The 19739-nt window shown below is 70.1% G+C and carries 23 protein-coding genes and 1 pseudogene; 16 read left to right on the top strand and 8 right to left on the bottom strand.

The annotated features are described in order from the left end of the window. Positions 1 to 53: 53 nt before the first annotated feature. Positions 54 to 854: a peptidylprolyl isomerase gene (locus C8K38_RS01760; protein ID WP_097209936.1), complete on the bottom strand. Its 801-nt coding sequence runs from the start codon at positions 852 to 854 to the stop codon at positions 54 to 56. Next, a complete protein-coding gene (locus C8K38_RS01755; protein ID WP_097209935.1) occupies positions 851 to 1723 on the bottom strand; it encodes a peptidylprolyl isomerase in 873 nt (290 codons plus the stop codon). Before C8K38_RS01755 ends, C8K38_RS01760 begins: the two co-directional genes overlap by 4 nt. Positions 1724 to 1881: 158 nt before the next feature. On the opposite strand from C8K38_RS01755, the gene C8K38_RS01750 reads away from it, so the two are divergent. Genes C8K38_RS01750 through C8K38_RS01735 form a run of 4 tightly spaced genes read left to right on the top strand, consistent with a single transcriptional unit; the run spans position 1882 to position 5106 of the window. Then, the gene (locus C8K38_RS01750) at positions 1882 to 2562 is read left to right on the top strand and encodes an MBL fold metallo-hydrolase (RefSeq protein ID WP_097209934.1); all 681 of its coding nucleotides are present in this window, start codon (positions 1882 to 1884) and stop codon (positions 2560 to 2562) included. A 34-nt stretch (positions 2563 to 2596) separates the two neighbouring features. Then, on the top strand, positions 2597 to 3877 hold the full coding sequence (hisS, locus tag C8K38_RS01745) for a histidine--tRNA ligase (RefSeq protein WP_097209933.1): 1281 nt from the start codon (positions 2597 to 2599) through the stop codon (positions 3875 to 3877). Further along, positions 3864 to 4499 carry a hypothetical protein gene (locus C8K38_RS01740; protein WP_097209932.1) on the top strand — a complete coding sequence of 212 codons (636 nt, stop codon included), beginning with the start codon at positions 3864 to 3866 and terminating at the stop codon, positions 4497 to 4499. Before hisS ends, C8K38_RS01740 begins: the two co-directional genes overlap by 14 nt. 46 nt (positions 4500 to 4545) lie before the next feature. Beyond that, complete coding sequence (locus C8K38_RS01735) at positions 4546 to 5106, top strand: CHAP domain-containing protein (RefSeq protein ID WP_097209931.1); 561 nt, start codon at positions 4546 to 4548, stop codon at positions 5104 to 5106. Positions 5107 to 5254: 148 nt separating this feature from the next. Here the strand turns inward: C8K38_RS01735 and C8K38_RS01730 are convergent, their stop codons facing one another. Further along, positions 5255 to 5677 (bottom strand): HIT family protein, encoded by a 423-nt coding sequence (locus C8K38_RS01730; protein ID WP_097209930.1) that lies wholly within the window; start codon positions 5675 to 5677, stop codon positions 5255 to 5257. Then, positions 5674 to 6357: a TetR/AcrR family transcriptional regulator gene (locus tag C8K38_RS01725; RefSeq protein WP_179800422.1), complete on the bottom strand. Its 684-nt coding sequence runs from the start codon at positions 6355 to 6357 to the stop codon at positions 5674 to 5676. The genes C8K38_RS01730 and C8K38_RS01725 overlap by 4 nt, the downstream gene beginning before the upstream one ends. 134 nt (positions 6358 to 6491) lie before the next feature. Here C8K38_RS01725 and C8K38_RS27480 point away from each other — a divergent pair, with 134 nt between their 5' ends. The 5 genes and pseudogenes from C8K38_RS27480 to C8K38_RS01710 all read left to right on the top strand — a co-directional run bounded on the left by C8K38_RS27480 (position 6492) and on the right by C8K38_RS01710 (position 7832). Continuing rightward, on the top strand, positions 6492 to 6620 hold the full coding sequence (locus tag C8K38_RS27480) for a hypothetical protein (protein WP_257016993.1): 129 nt from the start codon (positions 6492 to 6494) through the stop codon (positions 6618 to 6620). Continuing rightward, a complete protein-coding gene (locus C8K38_RS27475) occupies positions 6608 to 6808 on the top strand; it encodes a hypothetical protein (RefSeq protein WP_257016992.1) in 201 nt (66 codons plus the stop codon). The genes C8K38_RS27480 and C8K38_RS27475 overlap by 13 nt, the downstream gene beginning before the upstream one ends. Next, positions 6805 to 7041, top strand: a pseudogene (locus C8K38_RS27965) (alkylhydroperoxidase AhpD family core domain-containing protein); the annotation flags it as partial. The gene C8K38_RS27475 and the pseudogene C8K38_RS27965, both read left to right, overlap by 4 nt. Continuing rightward, positions 7032 to 7268, top strand: a complete 237-nt coding sequence (locus tag C8K38_RS27470) for a hypothetical protein (protein ID WP_257017008.1) — start codon at positions 7032 to 7034, stop codon at positions 7266 to 7268. The pseudogene C8K38_RS27965 and the gene C8K38_RS27470, both read left to right, overlap by 10 nt. A 39-nt stretch (positions 7269 to 7307) precedes the next feature. After that, positions 7308 to 7832, top strand: a complete 525-nt coding sequence (locus tag C8K38_RS01710) for a GNAT family N-acetyltransferase (RefSeq protein WP_097209929.1) — start codon at positions 7308 to 7310, stop codon at positions 7830 to 7832. Positions 7833 to 7859: 27 nt separating this feature from the next. Here C8K38_RS01710 and C8K38_RS01705 read toward each other — a convergent pair whose 3' ends face one another. From C8K38_RS01705 to C8K38_RS01690, 3 genes are all read right to left on the bottom strand, one after another. Continuing rightward, a complete protein-coding gene (locus C8K38_RS01705) occupies positions 7860 to 8393 on the bottom strand; it encodes a hypothetical protein (RefSeq protein ID WP_143548367.1) in 534 nt (177 codons plus the stop codon). Positions 8394 to 8870: 477 nt separating this feature from the next. Continuing rightward, positions 8871 to 9791, bottom strand: a complete 921-nt coding sequence (locus C8K38_RS01695; protein WP_257016991.1) for a Fic/DOC family protein — start codon at positions 9789 to 9791, stop codon at positions 8871 to 8873. Then, positions 9788 to 11248 carry a putative nucleotidyltransferase substrate binding domain-containing protein gene (locus tag C8K38_RS01690; RefSeq protein ID WP_245220914.1) on the bottom strand — a complete coding sequence of 487 codons (1461 nt, stop codon included), beginning with the start codon at positions 11246 to 11248 and terminating at the stop codon, positions 9788 to 9790. The genes C8K38_RS01695 and C8K38_RS01690 overlap by 4 nt, the downstream gene beginning before the upstream one ends. A gap of 197 nt (positions 11249 to 11445) precedes the next feature. Here C8K38_RS01690 and C8K38_RS01685 point away from each other — a divergent pair, with 197 nt between their 5' ends. The 7 genes from C8K38_RS01685 to C8K38_RS01655 all read left to right on the top strand — a co-directional run bounded on the left by C8K38_RS01685 (position 11446) and on the right by C8K38_RS01655 (position 18823). Then, a complete protein-coding gene (locus C8K38_RS01685) occupies positions 11446 to 12963 on the top strand; it encodes an amino acid permease (RefSeq protein ID WP_097209927.1) in 1518 nt (505 codons plus the stop codon). Between the two features lie 2 nt (positions 12964 to 12965). Beyond that, positions 12966 to 13805, top strand: coding sequence for an urea amidolyase associated protein UAAP1 (locus C8K38_RS01680; protein ID WP_097209926.1), 840 nt, complete (start codon positions 12966 to 12968; stop codon positions 13803 to 13805). Then, complete coding sequence (locus C8K38_RS01675) at positions 13802 to 14452, top strand: urea amidolyase associated protein UAAP2 (protein WP_097209925.1); 651 nt, start codon at positions 13802 to 13804, stop codon at positions 14450 to 14452. Before C8K38_RS01680 ends, C8K38_RS01675 begins: the two co-directional genes overlap by 4 nt. Next, positions 14449 to 16455, top strand: a complete 2007-nt coding sequence (locus tag C8K38_RS01670; RefSeq protein ID WP_097209924.1) for a 5-oxoprolinase/urea amidolyase family protein — start codon at positions 14449 to 14451, stop codon at positions 16453 to 16455. Before C8K38_RS01675 ends, C8K38_RS01670 begins: the two co-directional genes overlap by 4 nt. Continuing rightward, a complete protein-coding gene (atzF, locus tag C8K38_RS01665) occupies positions 16452 to 18128 on the top strand; it encodes an allophanate hydrolase (RefSeq protein ID WP_097209923.1) in 1677 nt (558 codons plus the stop codon). Before C8K38_RS01670 ends, atzF begins: the two co-directional genes overlap by 4 nt. 78 nt (positions 18129 to 18206) lie before the next feature. Beyond that, complete coding sequence (locus C8K38_RS01660) at positions 18207 to 18473, top strand: DUF1876 domain-containing protein (RefSeq protein ID WP_097209922.1); 267 nt, start codon at positions 18207 to 18209, stop codon at positions 18471 to 18473. A 2-nt stretch (positions 18474 to 18475) separates the two neighbouring features. Beyond that, a complete protein-coding gene (locus C8K38_RS01655) occupies positions 18476 to 18823 on the top strand; it encodes a YidH family protein (protein ID WP_097209921.1) in 348 nt (115 codons plus the stop codon). Here the strand turns inward: C8K38_RS01655 and C8K38_RS01650 are convergent. Further along, positions 18818 to 19699: a formylglycine-generating enzyme family protein gene (locus C8K38_RS01650; RefSeq protein WP_245221324.1), complete on the bottom strand. Its 882-nt coding sequence runs from the start codon at positions 19697 to 19699 to the stop codon at positions 18818 to 18820. The genes C8K38_RS01655 and C8K38_RS01650 overlap by 6 nt on opposite strands. Positions 19700 to 19739 lie beyond the last annotated feature (40 nt).

Raw genomic sequence — 19739 nt, 5'->3', positions numbered from 1 at the left:
GTGCGTGGTTGACGAGTCTCAGGACTCATCAACCGCGCACGGGCGCGGAGCGCCTAGCTGACCTTGGCGGTCTCGATCTGAACCGGGGTGTTCGGCTTGCCGCCGCCCGCGGACATGGAGCCGTCGTCGCCATCGGCGGCGATCTTCTCGATGGTGGCCAGGCCCTCATCGGAGATGGTGCCGAAGACGGTGTACTGCGGGGGCAGCACCGAGTCCTCGTAGACCAGGAAGAACTGGCTGCCGTTGGTGCCGCCGGGACCCGAGTTGGCCATCGCGATCGTGCCGCGCGGGTAGAGCATGCCCTCCTGGGCGGCCGGATCGCCCTCGGCGAAGGCCGTGGTCGGGTACTCGTTGGCGAACCGGTAGCCGGGGCCGCCGTTTCCGGCGCCCGAGGGATCGCCGCACTGCAGCACCTGCAGGCCCGGGCTGGTCACCAGCCGATGGCAGGGGGTGTCGTCAAAGTAGCCCTGCTCGGTCAGGCTGACGAAGCTGTTCACCGTGCACGGCGCCTCGGCGCGGTCCATGGTGAGGCCGATCGGGCCCTGCGTGGTCGCCATCGCGACGCCGACGGTACCCGCGGTGGAGACGCCGTCGGTGCTCGGCGGTTGGACCTGCTTGGACGCCTGGCCCGCCGGCGCGTACGTGCAGGACACGGTCGCCGCGGCCGGCGCGGCCGGGGCGGGCAGTGCCGGGTATCTCGACAGGTCCGGCGCCGCGCTCTGCTGGCTGGCGAGCGTGCGCGTCGTCGGTGGGGTCGAGGAGCTGTCGTCGCTCGAGCAGGCGCTCGACGCCAGCAGCAGGCCGATGCCTGCCGCGGCCAGCACGCCCCGCCGGACGTTCACCAGGGCCCTCATGCCGCCACGCTCGCGGTCGTGATCTTGATCGGGAGGTTGGGCTTGCCGCCACCCGCGGACATCGAACCGTCGTCGCCTGCCGCCGCGACCTTCTCGATCGTCGCCAGGCCCTCGTCGGAGATGGTGCCGAACACCGTGTACATCGGGGGAAGCGGCGAGTCGTCGTAGACCAGGAAGAACTGGCTGCCGTTGCTGCCGGGCTGGCCGGTGTTCGCCATCGCGATGGTGCCGCGCGGGTAGGTGACGGGCTCGCCGAGGTTTGGGTCGTCGGGGTTGTACTGATCGGTCGGGAACTCGTTCTCGTAGCCGTAGCCCGGGCCGCCGGTACCCATTCCGGTCGGGTCGCCGCACTGCAAGATCTTCAGCCCGGTGGTGCTCAGGCGGTGGCACGGGGTGTCGTTGAGGTAGCCCTGCTGCACGAGGCTGACCATGCTGTTGACGGTGCAGGGCGACTTCGCGCGGTCGAGCGTGAGCCCGATCGGGCCCTGGTCGCTGTCGAGGTTCACCGCGACGGTGCCCGCCGCGGACACCCCGGTTGCGGCGGGGAGGTTCGCGGGCTTGGCCGGCGGCGTGCCGTCCGGCGTGTAGCCGCAGTCGACCGTCGCGGGCAGCGCCTGGGAGCGGCCGGCAGGCATGACACCCGGAGTCGGCGAGTCCGCGGCGGACGTCGAGGTGTCCGAGGCCTCGGAGGCATCCTCGTCACTGGTCAGGGAGTAGATGAAGGCGCCCGCGGCGACCACGAGTACGACCCCGAGGGCGGAGGCCCCGATGGTCATCTGCTTGCGCTTGCGGGCCCGCTCGGCTCGATGCTCGAGTTGCCGTTCCAGCTTTCGCTTGGCGGCTTGGCGTCGCTGCTCATTGGTCGGCACTGCTGCATACCTCTTCTCCTAGGGCGGAGCCTCGGGCTCGCGAGACGGCTTCGTCTGGTCGCTGAGTGAGTCTGCCATCTGATCCTGAGAAGAGGCCGCATAGGCTGTATCCGGTCCTCACCCCCCGACCGACACCCACGTCATTAGGAGCGATCGCCGTGCTCGTCACCGGATTCCCGGCCGGAGCGTTTCAGACGAACTGCTACATCCTCGCCCAGGACGGCGCGAGCGAGTGCATCGTCGTCGATCCAGGTCAGAACGCGGCCGAGCCGCTTTTCGAGTTCCTCACGCAGTCGTCGCTGACGCCGACGGCGGTGCTGCTCACCCACGGCCACCTCGACCACACCTGGTCGGTCGAACCGGTCTGCGAGAAGTTCGGCATCCCCGCCTACATCCACCCGGAGGATCGCTACATGCTCAGCGACCCGCTGCGGGGGACCGGGCCCGCGCTGGCCTCGATGCTGGGGGACGCGGAGTTCCACGAGCCGCGGGAGGTGATCGAGCTGGCCGACGGCGACGTCCTCGAGCTGGCCGGGATGTCGCTGACCGTGGATCACACCCCGGGCCACACGCAGGGGTCGGTGGTGCTCCGGGCGATGGCGGACACCGACGACGGACCGGTGCAGATCGCGCTGACCGGGGACACCCTGTTCGCCGGGTCCATCGGCCGTAGCGACCTGCCGGGCGGTGATCACGAGCAGTTGCTCCGGTCGATCGCGGCGAAGCTGCTGGTGCTCGCCGACGAGACGGCGGTGCTGCCGGGTCACGGCGGGTCGACCTCGATCGGACAGGAACGGGCGTCCAACCCGTTCCTGGTCGGACTGGCCGGATCCAGGTAGGGGCTCGTGTTTTCGGATAGGAGAGACTAGACCCGTGAGCAAGCCCAGTAACACCGCATTCTCCGCCCCCAAGGGCATTCCCGACTACGTGCCGCCCGCGTCCGCGGAGTTCGTCGCCGTCCGCGACGGACTGACCCGCGCCGCGCGGCTCGCGGGATACGGCCACATCGAGCTGCCGATCTTCGAGGACACCGGGCTGTTCGCTCGCGGCGTCGGCGAGTCGACCGATGTGGTCAGCAAGGAGATGTACACCTTCGCCGATCGTGGCGACCGGTCGGTGACGCTGCGACCGGAGGGCACCGCGGGAGTGATGCGCGCGGTGATCGAGCACGCTCTCGACCGCGGCCAGCTCCCGGTCAAGCTCAGCTACTCCGGGCCGTTCTTCCGCTACGAGCGACCGCAGGCGGGCCGGTACCGGCAGCTGCAGCAGGTGGGTGTCGAGGCGATCGGTGTCGACGACCCGGCGCTGGACGCCGAGGTGATCGCCATCGCGGACGCCGGCTTCCGCAGCCTCGGCCTCGAGGGCTTCCGGCTCGAGATCACCTCTCTCGGCGACGACAGCTGCCGTCCCCAGTACCGGGAGCTGTTGCAGGAGTTCCTGTTCGGCCTCGATCTGGACGAGGACACCCGTCGGCGCGCGGAGATCAACCCGCTCCGCGTGCTCGACGACAAGCGTCCGCACATCAAGGAGATGACCGCAGGCGCCCCGCTGATGCTCGACCACCTCTCGGAGGAGGCCAAGGCGCACTTCGACGAGGTGCTCGCGCACCTGGACGCGCTCGGCGTCCCGTACGTGGTGAACCCGCGGATGGTGCGCGGCCTGGACTACTACACGAAGACCACCTTCGAGTTCGTGCACGACGGCCTCGGCGCCCAGTCCGGTATCGGCGGTGGCGGTCGCTACGACGGCCTGATGGAGCAGCTCGGCGGGCAACCGCTGTCGGGCATCGGTTTCGGGCTCGGCGTCGACCGCACCGTGCTGGCGCTGGCTGCCGAGGGTAAGACCGTCGGCAGCCCGGCGCGCTGCGAGGTGTTCGGGGTTCCCCTCGGCGACGAGGCGAAGGCACAGATGGTCGTGATCGCGGCGCGGTTGCGCGCGGCCGGGATCCGGGTCGACATGGCCTATGGCGGCCGCGGCGTCAAGGGTGCGATGAAGGCCGCGGATCGCTCGGGGGCCAGGCTCGCTCTCGTGCTCGGCGAGCGGGACATCGCGGACGGCGTGATCGGGGTCAAGGACCTCGCGACGGGCGACCAGCGCCAGGTCCAGCTCGGCGAGGTGGTCACCGAGGTCGGGGCGATCCTTGCCGACGGGTGACCCCGCCGGGTCGGTGTCCCTCGACCTCATTCCGTCGTCGCTGATCGCGCCCCGGCTGCGCAAGGTCGCGTTGTTCGCGATCGTGCTCGGCGTCGTGGTCGCGGTCGGCGTCGGCTTCTTCGCGTCGGCCGGCCTGGCCGTGCTCGTCGGCGCGATCATCGCGGTGCCGACCGCGGTGTCGGCGCTGCTGACCATGCGTCGGCGGATCTGGTTGACGGGCACCACGATCCACGCCCGCAACGGCCTGCGAACCAGGTCGGTGGACGCGAGCCGGGCGGTGAGCGCGGAGGTGGTGGTGCGTGCCGCACGGGTCAGTCAGGTCGGCGTCCGGATCGGCGACGGTAATGCGCTGGTCTCGATCCCGCTGGCGCTGTACACCGACGACGGCGGTCGCGAACTCGACCTGCTCGGGCTGCGCTCGCTGGCCGATGCGCTGAACTCGGGCGAACTCGCCCCGGCGGTGGCCGTCGCCTCCGTCCTGATCGGGCAGCTGCGCGCCGAGGCGCGCGGCGCCGGGCTGGAGGAACGGCCCCTCTACCGGGCGGTGCGGACCGCGCGCGAGGCGGGCCGCGTTCCGCAGACCGTTCTCACGGACCACGAGGTCGCCGGGCTGGCAGACTGATCAGGTGACCTCCGCTCCCGAGTCGACCCGCCGCCGGCGCCGCCCGATGGTCTGGATCGTTGCCGCCCTGGCCGCGCTCGCCGTCGTCGTGGTCGGGGTGCTCTGGGCGGCACCGACCCGCTATCTGCCCTGGGACACCAGCCATTTCCCTGCGGTCGACCTGGCGGCGTTGTCGCCGGAGCAGGCGCGGGTCGTCACGCTCCTCGAGGAGGAGCACCGGAGCCAGCGGCCGGGGACCTTCTACGCCGAGGGCGTCGAGGAACCCTGGTGTGCGGATTTCGTGAGCTGGATCATGCGGGAGGCCCAGCAGCCGCTGTCGAACCCGAACTCCGGTCACTGGCGGATTCCCGGGGTCTACACGCTGCAGGCGTACTACGAATCGCAGGGGCGGTTCGAGCTGGTGGACGGTGGCTACCGTCCGTCGGTCGGTGACGTGGTGCTCTACAACAACCGCAGCTGGGTCGGTCAGCACACCAATATCGTGGTCGCGGTCGACGGCGACACCGCAACGACGGTGGGTGGCAACGAGTTCGGCCGGATCCGCGTGCACACTCTCGACTGGTCGAGCGACTCCGCGGTGGTCGGGTTCGGCCGGCTCGTGTCCTGATCGTCTCACGGCACCAGGGAACGTCTGGGTTGTGGCGCCGCCGGGGTCGGGGGTCACGGCGGCGCCACACGTCATTGGTACAGCAGCGCCGCGCCAATCGGAAGTGTTGTTCCTCGAAATGGGGGAACAACTAGGGGGTTGGTGGCGATTAGGGGAATCGCAACGCGGCGCGGATGCGGGCGGCGTGGTCGGCGGCCTCTGTGTCGTCGGTGTAGCGGGTGCGGGGCCAGAAGAAGCCGCGCAGCCCGTCGCCCTTGGTGCGCGGCACGATGTGCACGTGCAGGTGCGGAACGCTCTGCGAGACCACGTTGTTCATCGCGACGAACGAGCCCTGCGCGCCCAGCCCGGTGACCATTGCCTCCGAAAGGCGTTGCGCGACCGTGAACAGCGGGGAGACCAGCTCGGCTGGGAGCTCGGGCAGGGTGGCGACGTGGAGCCGCGGCATCAGCAGCACGTGGCCCTTGAACACCGGGCGGTGGTCCAGGAACGCGAGGGTGTCGGCGTCCTCGAACACGACGTGGGCCCCGGACGGGTCGGCGACCACGTCGCAGAAGGCGCAGTCGGTGCTCATGTGGACCGGGTGGTGGCCAGCAGCCGCTCGGCCTGGGCCCGAAGGGATTCGGCGTCGTGCCGGCCCAGCACCCGCAGGCCGGCCTCGGCCAGCAATGCCGGCGACTGCTCGCCTGCGCCGGTGCCGCCGCCCTCTGCGTCGCTGCGCTCGTTGATCACCGTTTCCACGATCCGGAAGGGCAGCCCCGCGCGGGACTCGTCGTCGGTTCCGAGCTCCGCGAGGACCGCGGTCGCGAACTCGCGGTAGCGTCTGCGCAGCTGCTGGCGTTCCTCCCGGAACCGGGAGAACCGCTCGGTGCGCAGCTCGGGCAGCAGGTACAGGGCGCCGAGGTTCCACCGGCCCGCCATCAACTGGCCGCTGTCGAACAGGAGCAACGCGTACAACCGCACCGCCGCGGGCTCCGTCGTCGCCGCGAGCCGGTTGGCCAGCTCCAGCGGGGCGGTCACCGTCTGCTCGAGCAGTGCCGCCAGGATGTCGTCCTTGGTGGCGAAGTGGTGGTACAGCGACGCCTGCCGCATCCCGACCATCTCGGCGATCTGCCGCGTGGAGGTGGAGGCAAAGCCCTTGGTGGTGAACAGTTCCGCCGCGGCGTCGAGGATCTCTGCCTGTGCGGTGGGGCCGGGTCGGCGCTGTTTCGTCAGGCGGGGTCGTCCGGGGCCGGCGTTGGTCACGGCTTCCATCCTGTCAGGCATTCGCCCCCCGGTTGTCGTATCGAGCGTGCGGCCGAGTCGTCGTACCCATATAGACGATGTACAGCTGAAATCTCTGCGTCTACGTTGAGAACGGGGACCACACCCGGGAGGAGACTCCAACCATGTCCGACATAACCCAGCTGCACCGCGCGCTCGTTGCCCGCGTCATCGACGGCGACGGGACGGCGCCGCCGGAGTTGCGCCGAGCGGCCTTCGACAAGCCGGCCTCGGCGAGCCGATGCGTACGTTGATCGAGAAGGTGGCGGATCACGCGTACCGGGTGACCGACGAGGACATCGCGGCCGTTCGGGCAGCGGGTCTGAGCGAGGACCAGGTCTTCGAGATCGTGGTGTGCGCCGCCGTCGGCCAGGCGAGCCGGCAGTACAACAGCGCGCTCGCGGCGCTGGCCGGCGCCACGGGAGAAAGAGGCGCGCGATGAGGCTCGACATCCTCGATCGGGGCCACCGCCTGCGCACCAAGGCCGTGCTGGCGCTGATTCGGCTGGTGTCGCGCCAGCCGGTGGTCGACGCGGTCAAGCTGGCGCTGTACCGCCCCGACTTCTACGGCGGGGGACCGCTCACCCACGAGGCGATGCGCGGACCATCGGAGTGGTCGATCGGTGATCGCGAGCTGATGGCGGCGTTCGTCTCACAGGTCAACGAGTGCCCGTTCTGCGTGGCCGCGCACTCGGCCACATCGACGCTTGGTACGGCGACGAGGACGACATTCGCGCCGCGCTGGCCGCATCCGTTTCGCCTCAGCGGATCGAGGACGCCCTGGCCGTGTGCCTGGCCTTCAACATCACCGACTGCCTCGCCAACGCCTTCGACTTCAGCGTCGCGAGCCCCGAGGCGATGAACGCCGGTGCCCGGCATCTCGTGAAGCATGGTTACCGCTAGGCGCTCCCGGTAGGTTCCAGCGCAGAGTGAGGGGGCGGAATGAACGAGGGGCGTCAGACGATCCTGAGTACCGAGCGAGTGAGGCTGACCACCTGGCTCCCATCAGACCTTCAGGATCTGGCCGAGCTGCATGCAGACCCGGTCACAATGCGGTTCATCGGCCACGGGCGTCCCGAAACTATGGACGAGGCGCGCTCGAGGATCGTCGAGTACCGCAGCGAACAAGGCCAACGAGGCTGGACCAAATGGCGCGTGGAGGGCAACGACGGAGGCATGATCGGCCGGGCCGGCTTCGGCGAGAGCGATGCCGGCCGCGAGTTGGCGTACGCCTTGCGTCCAGACCAGTGGAACCGTGGCCTCGCGACTGAGATCGCCGAGGCCTTGGTTCGCTGGCACGTCGAACATCCGCCCACCGATCCGGCTTCAAGCAGCCTCTGTGCGTACGTCGAGGTCGGAAACCAAGCGAGCGTGCGGGTACTCGAGAAGGTCGGCTTCACCTTCGTGGACAGACGCCCCTACAAGGGTGTGACCTGCGACTTCTTGCAGCTTCCCGTGAGGAGCTGACCGCGAACTGTTTGCCTCGGTCCGCGGTTAAGACCGCCACCGCAGACACACCAGGGCAGCCATGACCAGGACAGCAACGCCGCCGAGAGCAAATCCCCACCACGCCGGCGCGCCAATGTCATCGACACCGACTGGGTCCGTTTGCGGATCTGGCGCCTGCGGTGACCCGTAGACGGTCATCGCGGCTTCTCGGGTCCGGTCGTTGTTCGAATTGGTTGTGGCTGAGCAACTGTTGACCGACCAGGGTGCGCCATTGGTCTCGTATGTGGACGTGAAGACGAGGTATTCGGTGCCGATCTCGAAGCCGCGCCCGCATGCCGCGCTCTGCACACTCGACGACACCACCGTCGAAGCGCCGACGTCGCCCTCGAACACCTCACGGACCTTGAACTCGTAGAACTCTGTTTGGTCTTCGGCACGCTTAGACGTCGCAGTCCCGGTGAAGACTGACGCAGCATGCGAGACCTGCTCGACGATGTGAGGACCGTCGGGCGCGTAGGCGCACGAGCAGGCAGAAGCCACGCCAGGAGTGAACAACGGCAGCGCTCCCGTCAGACCCACCACCGCGAGTATCGACAGCAACCACCGCACAACGCCCCCCCCGTTCAGGTCCGCACACCCCTCCGACCGGAACCGATGCTAGACCTGCGGTATCAGAAGGCGTCAGCTATTGCGACGTTGCTACTTCCAGGTCCACCAGGATGCCTGCCTCTCGGATCCACGGGCCGTCCGGCGGAGGAACCATCGGGCTTCCCCCTTCCCGCGCGTCTGGCGGCATGGGGACCGCCGGCACCAAGCCGCAACGAGTACGTCCCGGGGTGGACCCGACCGTATGGTTCGGTCCATGCCGCCGACAATCTGCCTTCGCTGAGCGGTTCGACCAGTGCCACAACGTCATTAGAGGTCTCTGGGTGGATCCACGGTTCGGCGAGGTAGAACTGGAGCGCGTAGTCGACGTGGTCGCCTACCTGCGGGATATCGATTGTCCCGTCCATGATCAGATCCTCGGGCACGATGATCCGCAACGTCGTCACCACATCATTCTGCCTGGTCCTGGGGATACCGGATCGGGACGTTCGCGTCGGCCGTACCGCGCTCGTCGGGCGGTTCGCTTGGTGCAAGCGAATCCGCGACCAGTGCTCGGTGGAAGATCGGGATCAGCGGCCGGGGGGAGGGTTCACCGGAGCGACGGAACGGCGCCGAGTCCCGCGAGCCATCCGTCCAATCGCGGACGCTCACCGCGGACAGATCGAGCCGGAACGGGGTCTGCGCGGCCAACTGGTGCAGGAACAGCGTCGCGGTCCGGCCGTTGCCCTCGCGGAACGGGTGGGCGTGGTTGAGGGTGGCGTAGATCCGCGCGAGCGTGAAGGCGAGCGCGCCCCGGTCGGGTGTTGACCAGTCGGCGTCGGCGACGTACCCGGCGACGAGGCCGAGGTAGTCCTCGATGGCGCGGACCGGAGCGAACTCGTTGCCGCCCTTGGTGATGTCGACGATCCGGGTCTGCCCGGCCCACGCGAACACGTCGCCGAACACGTGCTGGTGCAGCTCGCACAGGTGGGTGGCGTCGAAGCCGGAGCCGACATCGGGACGTCGGTCATGCACCTGGAGGATGCGGACGGCGGTCGCGGTGAACTCGATCGAACGCAGCGCGGCGCCGTCCCGGTAGTCGAAGTTGTTCCGCAGCACCCGGGTTCCGGGAACCAGGTACGGGTGACGCCGCACGAACAACCGTCGACGCGGCGGCACCGCGACGCGGAAGGTGTCGGCCTCGGCGCGACAGTTCACCAGATAGCTGCCGACGGTGAGCTCCCGGAGCAACACCGCGACGAGGTCCGCGATCTGGTCCGGGCGTGGCTCCCAGCCCTCGAGGCCTTCGGCGGCGACGGTCTGGTCGACCGCGCGCGTCTGCCGCTCGTCGAGCCGGGTGAACAGCGTCGGCCAGCGCTCCGAGGCGTTCACGCGCCCGGGCCCGCGTAGGCGAGTTTGCGTTGCACGCCCGCGATCTCGCGGACTGCGTTCGCGAGCAGGCTGCGGTAGAGCGGGGTGAGCGAGGCGATGGTGAGCTCGTCGGTGACCGGTAGCCCCTGTTCGAGCTGCTCGCACTGGTGGCGCAGCCGGATCTGTTGCAGGACGTCGAAGGACTCCGCCAGGATCCGGGCGTCGTCGTCCGGTAGGAGCCCGGTGTCCGCCGCGGCCTGTAGGCGCGCGGGGGTCGATTCCGCGCCCAGCCCGGCGGCCAGGCCCGCCCAGCGCGCGATGTTGACGATCGGCATCACCCCCTGCGACTTCAGGTTCACCGAGTCGGTCCGTCGGGTGAGGACCTGGCGCAGCGAGTGGATGCGGACCTTCTCCTCGACCGCCTCGCGGAGCAGGAGCTTCGTCGCCGAGGGTGTCGCCCTGGTCCTGGCCGAGACCTGCGCGGACAGGTCGAGGCCGTCGTCTCCCCGGGTGACCCGGCTGTCGGTGAGCAGGGAGATCATCAGGACGCCCTTGTCCTCGTACGGGTCCGCGATCCACTGGTCCGCGGCCTGCATCCAGGCCCCGGCGGACCGCGCGAAACGCGGTCGCGCGGCGGTGGCCCCCTTCTCGTCGGACGGGAAGCCGCACCGGTCGAGCAGGCGGTGCACCCGCGCGGCGGTGGCCATCAGTTCCGTGTCGGTGTCCGGCCGCTGGTCGTCGTCCGCCCACACCAGGGCGCTGTCGACATCGGAGCCGGGCATCGCCTCGCGGCGGGCGACGCTGCCGAGCGAGAGCCAGGTGAACGGTGTCCGTCCGGACCGCGCGGTCCGGGTCTCCAGGTGCAGGGCCCGCGCGGCGGCGGCGTCCACGATCACCGAGAGGATCGCGGAGACGTCCAGCGGTGCGACCCGTGCCCGCCAGAGGCCGAGCACCAGCTCGGGCACCTGGGCGGTCGCCGCGATCAACGCATCCGGGGTTGCGGCCCTGGCCACGGCGGCGCGGAGTAGGAACCCGCTGCGGGTCGCGGTGGCCAGCAGGTCGCCGTCCTCGAGGACGCCGAGCAGTGCACCCGTCTCGGACAGCACCGGCATGTGCCGCACCCCCCGCTCGAGCATGTCCATCAGGACATCCGCGCCGAGACGGTCCGCGGGAACGGTGCGTGCTGGTGCGGTCATCACGGCCGAGACCGGGGTGTGGGTGCCGAGCCCGGCTGCCACCACCCGCCGCCGCAGATCACCGTCGGTGAAGATCCCGTGCGAGCCCCCGGTCAGCGGGACGATGACATAGCGCTTGCCCTCCCGGGTCATCAGCTCGGCCGCCTCGCGCACGGTGCTCTCGGGGGAACAGATCAGCGCGGGCCCGCGCAGCAGCTCGCCTGCCCGGCGCATCGCCGGGTCACGAACGACCAGTGGGGCGGCGGGTCCGGCGCCACCGTCCTTGTTCTGCACGGCTCTCATGGGCACATCCTTCCAGGACTCGGTGTTCCGACGCCGCAGGCGGCGGCGGTGAGCAGTTCGCAATGTCTGCGTAACGAATGACATTGAGACGCAACGGAAAGCCCGAACCTCGAAACGTGCGGGACACCCATGCGCACTGGTGGAACGGAAAACTATCAACTGACAGATACTCCGCCGCCCGCCTCGCAGGAGAGCCCATGACGACCGTCGCATCTCAGTCCCAGGACCACGACGACCTGGCGGAATTCGGGTACGAACAACAGCTGCACCGGTCGCTGGGCAAATTCGCCTCCTTCGCGGCCGGCTTCTCCTTCGTCTCGATCCTGACCACGATCTTTCAGCTGTTCGGCCTCGGTTTCAGCTTCGCCGGACCCGCGTTCTTCTGGACCTGGCCGTGCGTGTTCATCGGCCAGTTCATGGTGGCCCTCTGCTTCGCCGAACTCGCCGCCCGCTACCCGATCTCCGGCGCGATCTACCAGTGGTCGCGGCGAATGGGAGGCGAGCTCGTCGGGTGGTTCGCGGGCTGGTTCATGATCCTGGCCCAGATCGTCACGGCCTCCGCCGCGGCCATCGCGCTCCAGGTCGTGCTGCCGACGGTGTGGAGCGGATTCCAGATCGTCGGCGAGGACAGCGCCCTGACCTCGCCGAGCGGCGCCGCGAACGCGGTCCTGCTGGGGTCCGTGCTGCTTGTGCTGACCACCACCATCAACTGCATCGGCGTCAACTGGATGTCGCGGATCAACAACATCGGTGTCACCTGCGAGATCATCGGCGTGATCGCCGTGGTCGGGATGTTCTTCACCCACGCCCAGCGCGGACCCGACGTCGTGTTCGACACGGGCGAGGCGGGCACCCAGCCGGGGTACATCTGGGCCTGGATCGTCTCCGGGCTGATGGCCGCCTACGTGATGGTCGGGTTCGGCTCCGCGGGCGAGCTCGCGGAGGAGACCCGTAACCCTCGCCGGGTCGCGCCCCGCACCATCCGCCTCGCGCTCTCGGTCTCCGCCATCGGCGGCGGCCTGATGATCGTCGGCGCGCTGATGGCGGCGCCGAGCCTGACCGACGGCCGCCTCGCCACCGAGGGGCTGCCGTACGTGCTGACCTCGATCCTCTCCTCGCCATGGGGGACGCTGCTGCTGATCGACGTCGCGATCGCGGTGTTCGTGTGCACCCTCGCCATCCAGACCGCGGCCTCGCGGCTGATGTTCTCGATGGCCCGCGACGGCCGACTGCCCGCCTCGTCGGTGCTGTCCCGGGTCAACCCCCGCACGGGGACCCCGATCGCGCCCTCCGTCCTGATCGGCCTGCTCTGCGTGGCCGTGCTGGCCGTCAACGTCGGCAACTCCGCGATCTTCACCACCCTCTCGAGCGTGTGCATCGTGCTGATCTACCTGGCCTACCTGATGGTGACCGTGCCGTTGCTGGTGCGCAGGCTCAGCGGCTGGCCGACCGGCGGGCCGCAGGTGGACGCGGAGGGCCGCCCGCTGTTCTCGCTCGGGAAGTTCGGGATCCCCGTCAACATCGCGGCGGTCCTCTACGGCGCGCTCATGGTCGTCAACCTGTCCTGGCCGCGCGCCGAGATCTTCAACCCGACAGGCGAATTCCCCCTCCTGCAATTGGCCGCACCGCTCACGGTCGCGGCGGTGGTGCTCATCGGAGCCCTCTGCTACCCGCGCGGCAAGACCGTCCCGAACCCCGTCACGATCGGAGCCTGACAGTGACCGCAACCAACACCACGACCGCTGCCCGTGCGCACGCCCGCGCACAGGCGGGCGAGATCACCGATTCGATGCCTGTGCTGCCGGCATCCCGGTGGCCCAGCCCGCCGGATGGTGTGCCCGCCGAACGCCTGACCTGGGCGGAGACCGTACCGGGTGGCCGCTACACCTCGAAGGTGCTGGCCCGCGGCACCAGGCTGCGGCTGCGCGACCTCGACGGCGCGGCCTGCGCGAACGTGCTGCTCTACCGCGCCGACGCGCCATGGGAACGGCTCAACGCGGCCGACACGGTGAAGGTGCCCTGGCAGGCCTACCTCGGTACCGGGCATCCGCTGCTCTCCGATCAGGGACGGGTCCTGGCCACGATCGTCGCCGACACCTCGGGGCGGCACGACGCCTTCTGCGGCACCAGCAGCCTGGCCGACAACCTCGCGCGGTACGGAGAGGGCGCCGCGCACTCGGGCGCCCCGGCGGGCCGGGAGCTGCTGACCCTCGCCGCCGCCAAGCACGGCCTGACTCCTCGCGACCTGCCACCGACACTGAGCTTCTTCCACGGCGTCCGGGTCGAGGCAGGCGGCGCCCTGACCAGCACCGGGAATGCCGAGGCCGGAGCCGAACTCGAGCTGCTGATCCACCTGCCGGTGATCATGCTCATCGCGAACACCGCGCACCCGCTCGACCCGGCGCCGATGTACCCGACCACCTCCCTCGAGGTGCTCGCTTGGGAGGCGGCGGCCGATCTCGCCACGCTGCCCAACGAGGACCCCGAGTACCGGCGGGCGGTCCTCAACAGCGAAGACGCCTGGGCCGCCGCACAGTTCGGAAAGGACGCGAAATGACCTCCACCCTCGACAACCTCGTCCCCGGCGCCGTCGTCCTCGACGAGGCCGTCGGTGCCCGCGGACCGTGGTCGGCGATCGTTCGCGCAGGCGACGTGCTGACCATCGTCGACCTGCACGGAAACCAGGCCGTCGACAGCCTCTTCTACGCGGCCGACGACCACGCCGTCCGGTACTCGGCCGCGGCGACCGTTGCCGCGCAACGCAACCTCTTCCTCACCACGGGAAGCGTGCTGCGGGCCGACGATTCGAGCGCGCTCATGACGATCGTCGCGGACGAGGTCGGCAATCACGACACCGTCGGCGGCGCCTGCTCGCAGGAATCGAACACGCTGCGTTATGGCCATCACACCAAGCATCAGCACGCCTGCGTGGAGAACTTCCTGGCCGAGGGCGCGAAATGGGGCCTGGGGAAACGCGATCTGGTCTCCAACATCAACTTCTTCATGAACGTGCCGGTCGACGCCGACGGAACCCTCGGGATCGTCGACGGGCTGTCCGCGCCCGGCAAGCGGCTGGCGCTGCGGGCCGAGGTGGACACCCTGGTGCTGGTCTCGAACTGCCCGCAGATCAACAACCCCTGCAACGGCTTCGACCCGACCGAGGTCCGGATGATCGTCACCCGGCCGACCGGGGACAACCGATGAACGCCGTCACCGTCCAGCGGCCGGGAATGCTGACGGCCGTGCAGGACTGGCCCGGTCGGGTGGGCTACTGGCAGATCGGGGTGCCGCCGTCGGGGCCGATGGACGACCTGTCCTTCCGGCTCGGGAACGTCGCGCTCGGCAACGACGAGGGTGCACCCGGCCTCGAGTGCACCATGGCGGGCCCCGCCCTGCGGTTCGCGGAGGCGACGACGGTCTGCGTGACCGGCGCGCCGACGGTCGTCACGGTCGATGGGCGGCCCGTCCCGTCGTGGCAGGCGGTCGCGGTGCCCGCGGGCGGCGTCCTCGACGTGGGCGCGGTCAGTGGTCCCGGCCTGCGGATCTACGTCCTGGTCCGAGGCGGACTGACCGTGCCGGACTACCTCGGCAGCGCTTCCACCTTCACTCTGGGGCGGTTCGGCGGCCACGAGGGCCGGACCCTGCGCGAGGGCGACGTGCTCGTCGCCGGTGGCGGTTCGTCGAACCCGGCTGCCGCCCAACCTGTTCCGATGGAGCACCGGCCGGTCATCGGTGGCCACTGGGAGATCGCGGTCACCGAGGGGCCGCACGGGGCGCCGGAGTTCTTCACCAGGGAGGACATCGACACCCTGCTGGCCACCGACTACGAGGTGCATTTCAACTCGGATCGCACCGGCGTCCGGCTGATCGGGCCGAAGCCGGACTGGGCGCGCACCGACGGCGGCGAGGCGGGACTGCATCCGTCCAACATCCACGACAACGCCTACTCTGTCGGGGCGCTCGATTTCACCGGCGACACCCCCATCCTGCTCGGGCCCGACGGCCCCAGCCTCGGCGGATTCGTCTGCCCGGTCACCGTGGTGGCCGCGGAACGATGGAAGCTCGGCCAGCTCAGCCCGGGGGACACCATCCGGTTCGTCCCCATCCGCGCGGCCCACGCCGCGTCGAGAAGCGAACTGGGACTGGGGCGCCGGGCCAGCCTGTCGACGGTCTTCGGGCGGGGCGGCGACGGCGACGACGGGGTGATCGCCAGGCGGGACGGGGCCACCCAGGTCACCTACCGGCGCTCCGGCAACGACAACGTGCTCGTCGAGTACGGCGACATGAGCCTGGATCTGGCCCTGCGCGCGCGGGCACACGCCCTGCACCAGCGGCTCGAGGCGGAGAAGCCGGCGGGCCTGCTCGACCTGACCCCCGGCATCCGGTCGCTCCAGGTCCGCGTAGACCCCGACGTGCTGCCGGTCCCGAAACTGATGGGCCTGCTCGCGGAGGCCGAGGACCAGCTCCCCGACGCCTCCGAACTGGTGGTGCCCAGCCGCGAGGTCCGGATGCCCCTGTCCTGGGACGACCCCTCCACCCGCGAGGCCATCAAGCGGTACATGCACGGCGTCCGGGCGGACGCGCCCTGGTGCCCGTGGAACATCGAGTTCATCCGGCGGATGAACGGTCTGGAGTCGGTGAACGACGTCTTCGAGACCGTCTTCGGTGCGCAGTACCTGGTCCTCGGGCTGGGCGATGTCTACCTCGGCGCGCCGGTGGCCACCCCGCTCGACCCGAGGCACCGGCTGGTCACCACCAAGTACAACCCGGCCAGGACCTGGACGCCGGAGAACGCGGTCGGGATCGGCGGCGCCTACCTGTGCATCTACGGGATGGAGGGTCCGGGCGGCTACCAGTTCGTCGGTCGCACCACGCAGGTGTGGAATCACCGGCACCCCCAGCAGTCGGGGCCGTTCGAGGAAGGCACCCCCTGGCTGCTGCGGTTCTTCGACCGGATCAGTTGGTACCCCGTCGAACCCGACGAGCTGTTGGAGTTGCGAGCCGAGACGGCCGCAGGCGGAGCGGGCGGGGTCCAGATCGTCGACGGCAGCTTCTCGCTCGCCGAGCACGACCGGTTCCTCGCGGACAACTCCGAGTCGATCGACTCGTTCCGCGCCACCCAGGCGCGGGCGTTCGGGGCCGAACGCGAGGCCTGGTCCGCGGCGGGGGAGTTCGCCAAGACCGAGGCAAAGGAGGTGGCCGCATGACGGCGGTGGAACGGGTCAGGGCGGCGTATCGCGCGATCGAGGCGGCCGACCGGCCGGAGATCTGGATTCACCTGCGCCCCGAGTCGGAGGCGTTGGCGGAGGCGGAGGCGGTGGACCGGCGCGCCGACACGCCGCCGTTGCGCGGCACGGTGCTGGCGGTCAAGGACAACGTCGACGTGGCGGGGATGCCGACCACGGCCGCCTGCCCGGAGTTCGCCTTCCGACCGGAGTCGGACGCCGAGTCGGTTGCCGCCCTGCGGGAGGCGGGCGCGGTGGTGATCGGGAAGACGAACCTCGACCAGTTCGCGACCGGCCTCGTCGGCACCAGGAGCCCGTACGGCGCGGTGCGCGATTCCCTTCGCCCCGAGTACATCTCGGGTGGCTCCAGCTCGGGCTCCGCCGTGGCGGTCGCGCTCGGCCTGGTGGACCTCGCGGTGGGCACCGACACCGCCGGATCGGGGCGGGTGCCCGCAGGCCTGCAGGGGATCGTCGGGATCAAACCGACCTACGGGGTCGTCTCCGCCGAGGGCGTCGTGCCCGCGTGCGCGTCCTACGACTGCGTGACGATCTTCGCACCCGACCTGCACGGTGCGTCGCGGGCGATGGCCGTGCTCGCCGCGGGCGCGCCTGGCCGAGCCTGGCCGGCGGACGTCCGGCTGGCCGCGCCGCCGCGGCCGCGGGTGGCCGTGCCGCGCGAGCTGCCTGGCCTCGACGCCGACTGGGCGGCGGCGTTCGGCGCGGCGGTCCGCGCGCTGGCCGAATCCGGCGCCGAGATCGTGGAGATCGATCTCGACCCGTTCCTGGCCGCAGCCAGGCTCCTCTACGACGGGGCGCTGGTGGCGGAGAGGTACGCGGCCGTCGGGGCGTTCGTGGATTCGCGGCCCGGCGCCGTCGATCCCACCGTCCGGGCGATCGTCTCGCCTGCGGGCGGGATCGAGGCGCATCGACTGATCGCCGACCGGAGCCGCCTGCAGCAGCTGCGCGCCACGGCGATGGCGCGGTTGGAGGGCATCGACGCCCTGCTGATCCCCACCGCTCCTGAGCACCCGACCATCGCCGAGGTCGCGGCCGACCCGATCGGGGTGAACTCCCGGATGGGGACCTACACCAACTTCTGCAACCTCTTCGATCTGTGCGCGGTGGCGGTACCCGCAGGGACCGCGGGACCCGCACACTTCGGGGTGACCGTGCTCGCGCGTGCCTTCGAGGACGCGGTCGCGGCGGACATCGCGGGGATGGTGACCGGCTCGGTGGTCGAGGGGTGGTCCGCAGCGGCGGCTCCGTCGGTCGAACTGGCGGTGTTCGGCGCCCACCTGCTCGGCCAACCGCTCGAGCACCAGCTCACCACGCTGGGCGCCCGCTGGCTCGGGCCCGTGTGGACCGCGCCGAACTACCGGCTCACGGCCCTGGACACCGTGCCCCGCAAGCCCGGACTGATCCGGGTGGCCGACGGCGGGGTGTCGATCGCGGGGGAGAAGTGGCTACTCTCCCCGGCCGCACTCGGGGACTTCCTCGCCGAGCTGCCGACACCGATGCAGCTCGGCGCCGTCGAGTTCGACGACGGGAGCTGGGGGACCGGATTCGGGTGCGATCACGCCGCGGCGGCCCGCGGCCGGGACATCAGCGAGTACGGCGGCTGGAAGGCGGCGCTTGCGGCGGGGGCGCTCGGGTGAGGGGCCGATGCTCTCGCGCTCTCGACGGGTGGCCGCGCGCCTGCAATGGTTGAGGTGTGACTCGAGGAGGTGAGCATGATGGACGTGAAGCAGTGGTCGGTGGGCGTCGTCATCGACGAGCACGACGGCCGAACGCGGGCCAAGGCACGGCTGAGCGCGGGCGAGAAGCCTGAGATGGTCGGTGTCGGGCTGGCCAGGCTCAACCCGGAGGACGCCGACGTACCGGCGATCGGCGACGAGCTGGCGACCGCGCGTGCACTGGCAGACCTGTCCCACCAATTGATCGAGGCCACCGCGGCCGATATCGAGGAGGTCACCAAGCAGCCGTCGAATCTCTACAGCTAGGCATGAGCCGCAACCTGTTCGGCCCAACCCAGCCGAATACCGGCAGCACCGCTCGCGACCATCTCGCGAACGAGCGGACCTATCTCGCGTGGCATCGCACCGGTATCAGCGTCGCCGCGCTCGGTGTCGCGGTCGCGAAGTTTGCCCCGAACCGCGGCGGCCACGCCGTCGCCGCCGGGTTCATCCTGATCGGCGCCGGACTGCTGGTGTCCGCGTACGGCACCATGCGCTACCGGGCCATCAGCAGGCAGATCGAGTCGGGGGAATTCGCCCCGGCGACCTTTGCCGCGATCGCCACCTCGAGTGTCGTGACGGTGCTCGCGCTGCTCGCGGTGGTGGTCCTGCTATGAGCCAGGAACGTCCGCGACGCAGCGGAACCCGATGTGACTCATCCCGGTGTCGATCATCTGCGGCCTCCTGGCCGCGGGCCGATACCGTCGGCAGTAGCTGTCCGCGCACAGGAACGAGCCGCCCTTGATCACCTTGCGGGGAACCAGGAACTGCGGCTGGCGGGGGTCGAAGCTCTCCGAGCGGCCGGGCCCGCGCGGGTTGCGAGGTGCGCAGCACGACTCCGTCGTGTCGGGGTGTCGGTCCGAGTACCAGTCCGCGGTCCATTCCCAGACATTGCCCGCCATGTCGCGCAGGCCGTACTCGTTCGGCGGAAAGCCTCCGACGGCGGTGGTGGTGCCGTAGCCCGCCTCGGCACGCCACGGGAAGTCCCCGTGCCAGTAGTTGGCCAGCGGGCGGGACTCGGATTCGGGGTCGTCGCCCCAGGTGAAATCGGCGCCGTCGAGGCCGCCCCGAGCCGCGGCCTCCCATTGCGCTTCGGTGGGCAGCGACCGGCCCGCCCACCGTGCGTACGCTTCCGCGTCCTCGTGCGCGACATGGACCACGGGATGCTGTTCCAGGCCGGCCGTCGACGACACGGGGCCCATCGGGTGCTGCCACGACGCACCGACCGTCCAGGTCCACCACTGGCTCAGGTGGCGGAGGTCGACGGGACCCGGAGTGGGCGTGAACACCATCGAGCCCGGTTGCAGGTTCTCGGCGGGAGCCCCGGGGAACTCGGCGGGATCGAGCGGGCGTTCGGCGACCGTGACGTAGCCGGTGTCCCGCGTGAAATGCGCGAACTGCGCGTTGGTGACCGGGTGGGTCTCGATGGCGAAGACGTCTACCGCGACGCGATGCGCAGGACCTTCCTCCTGGTAGTGCCGATCCGAGCCCATGGTGAAGGTCTGGGCGGGGATGCGCCGGACCTCGGAGACG

Source organism: Rhodococcus sp. OK611, assembly GCF_003050885.1.
Lineage (GTDB): Bacteria > Actinomycetota > Actinomycetes > Mycobacteriales > Mycobacteriaceae > Rhodococcus_G > Rhodococcus_G oryzae.
Note: the sequence above shows the minus strand (reverse complement) of the source record. Positions and strands in the feature narration are given on the sequence as shown.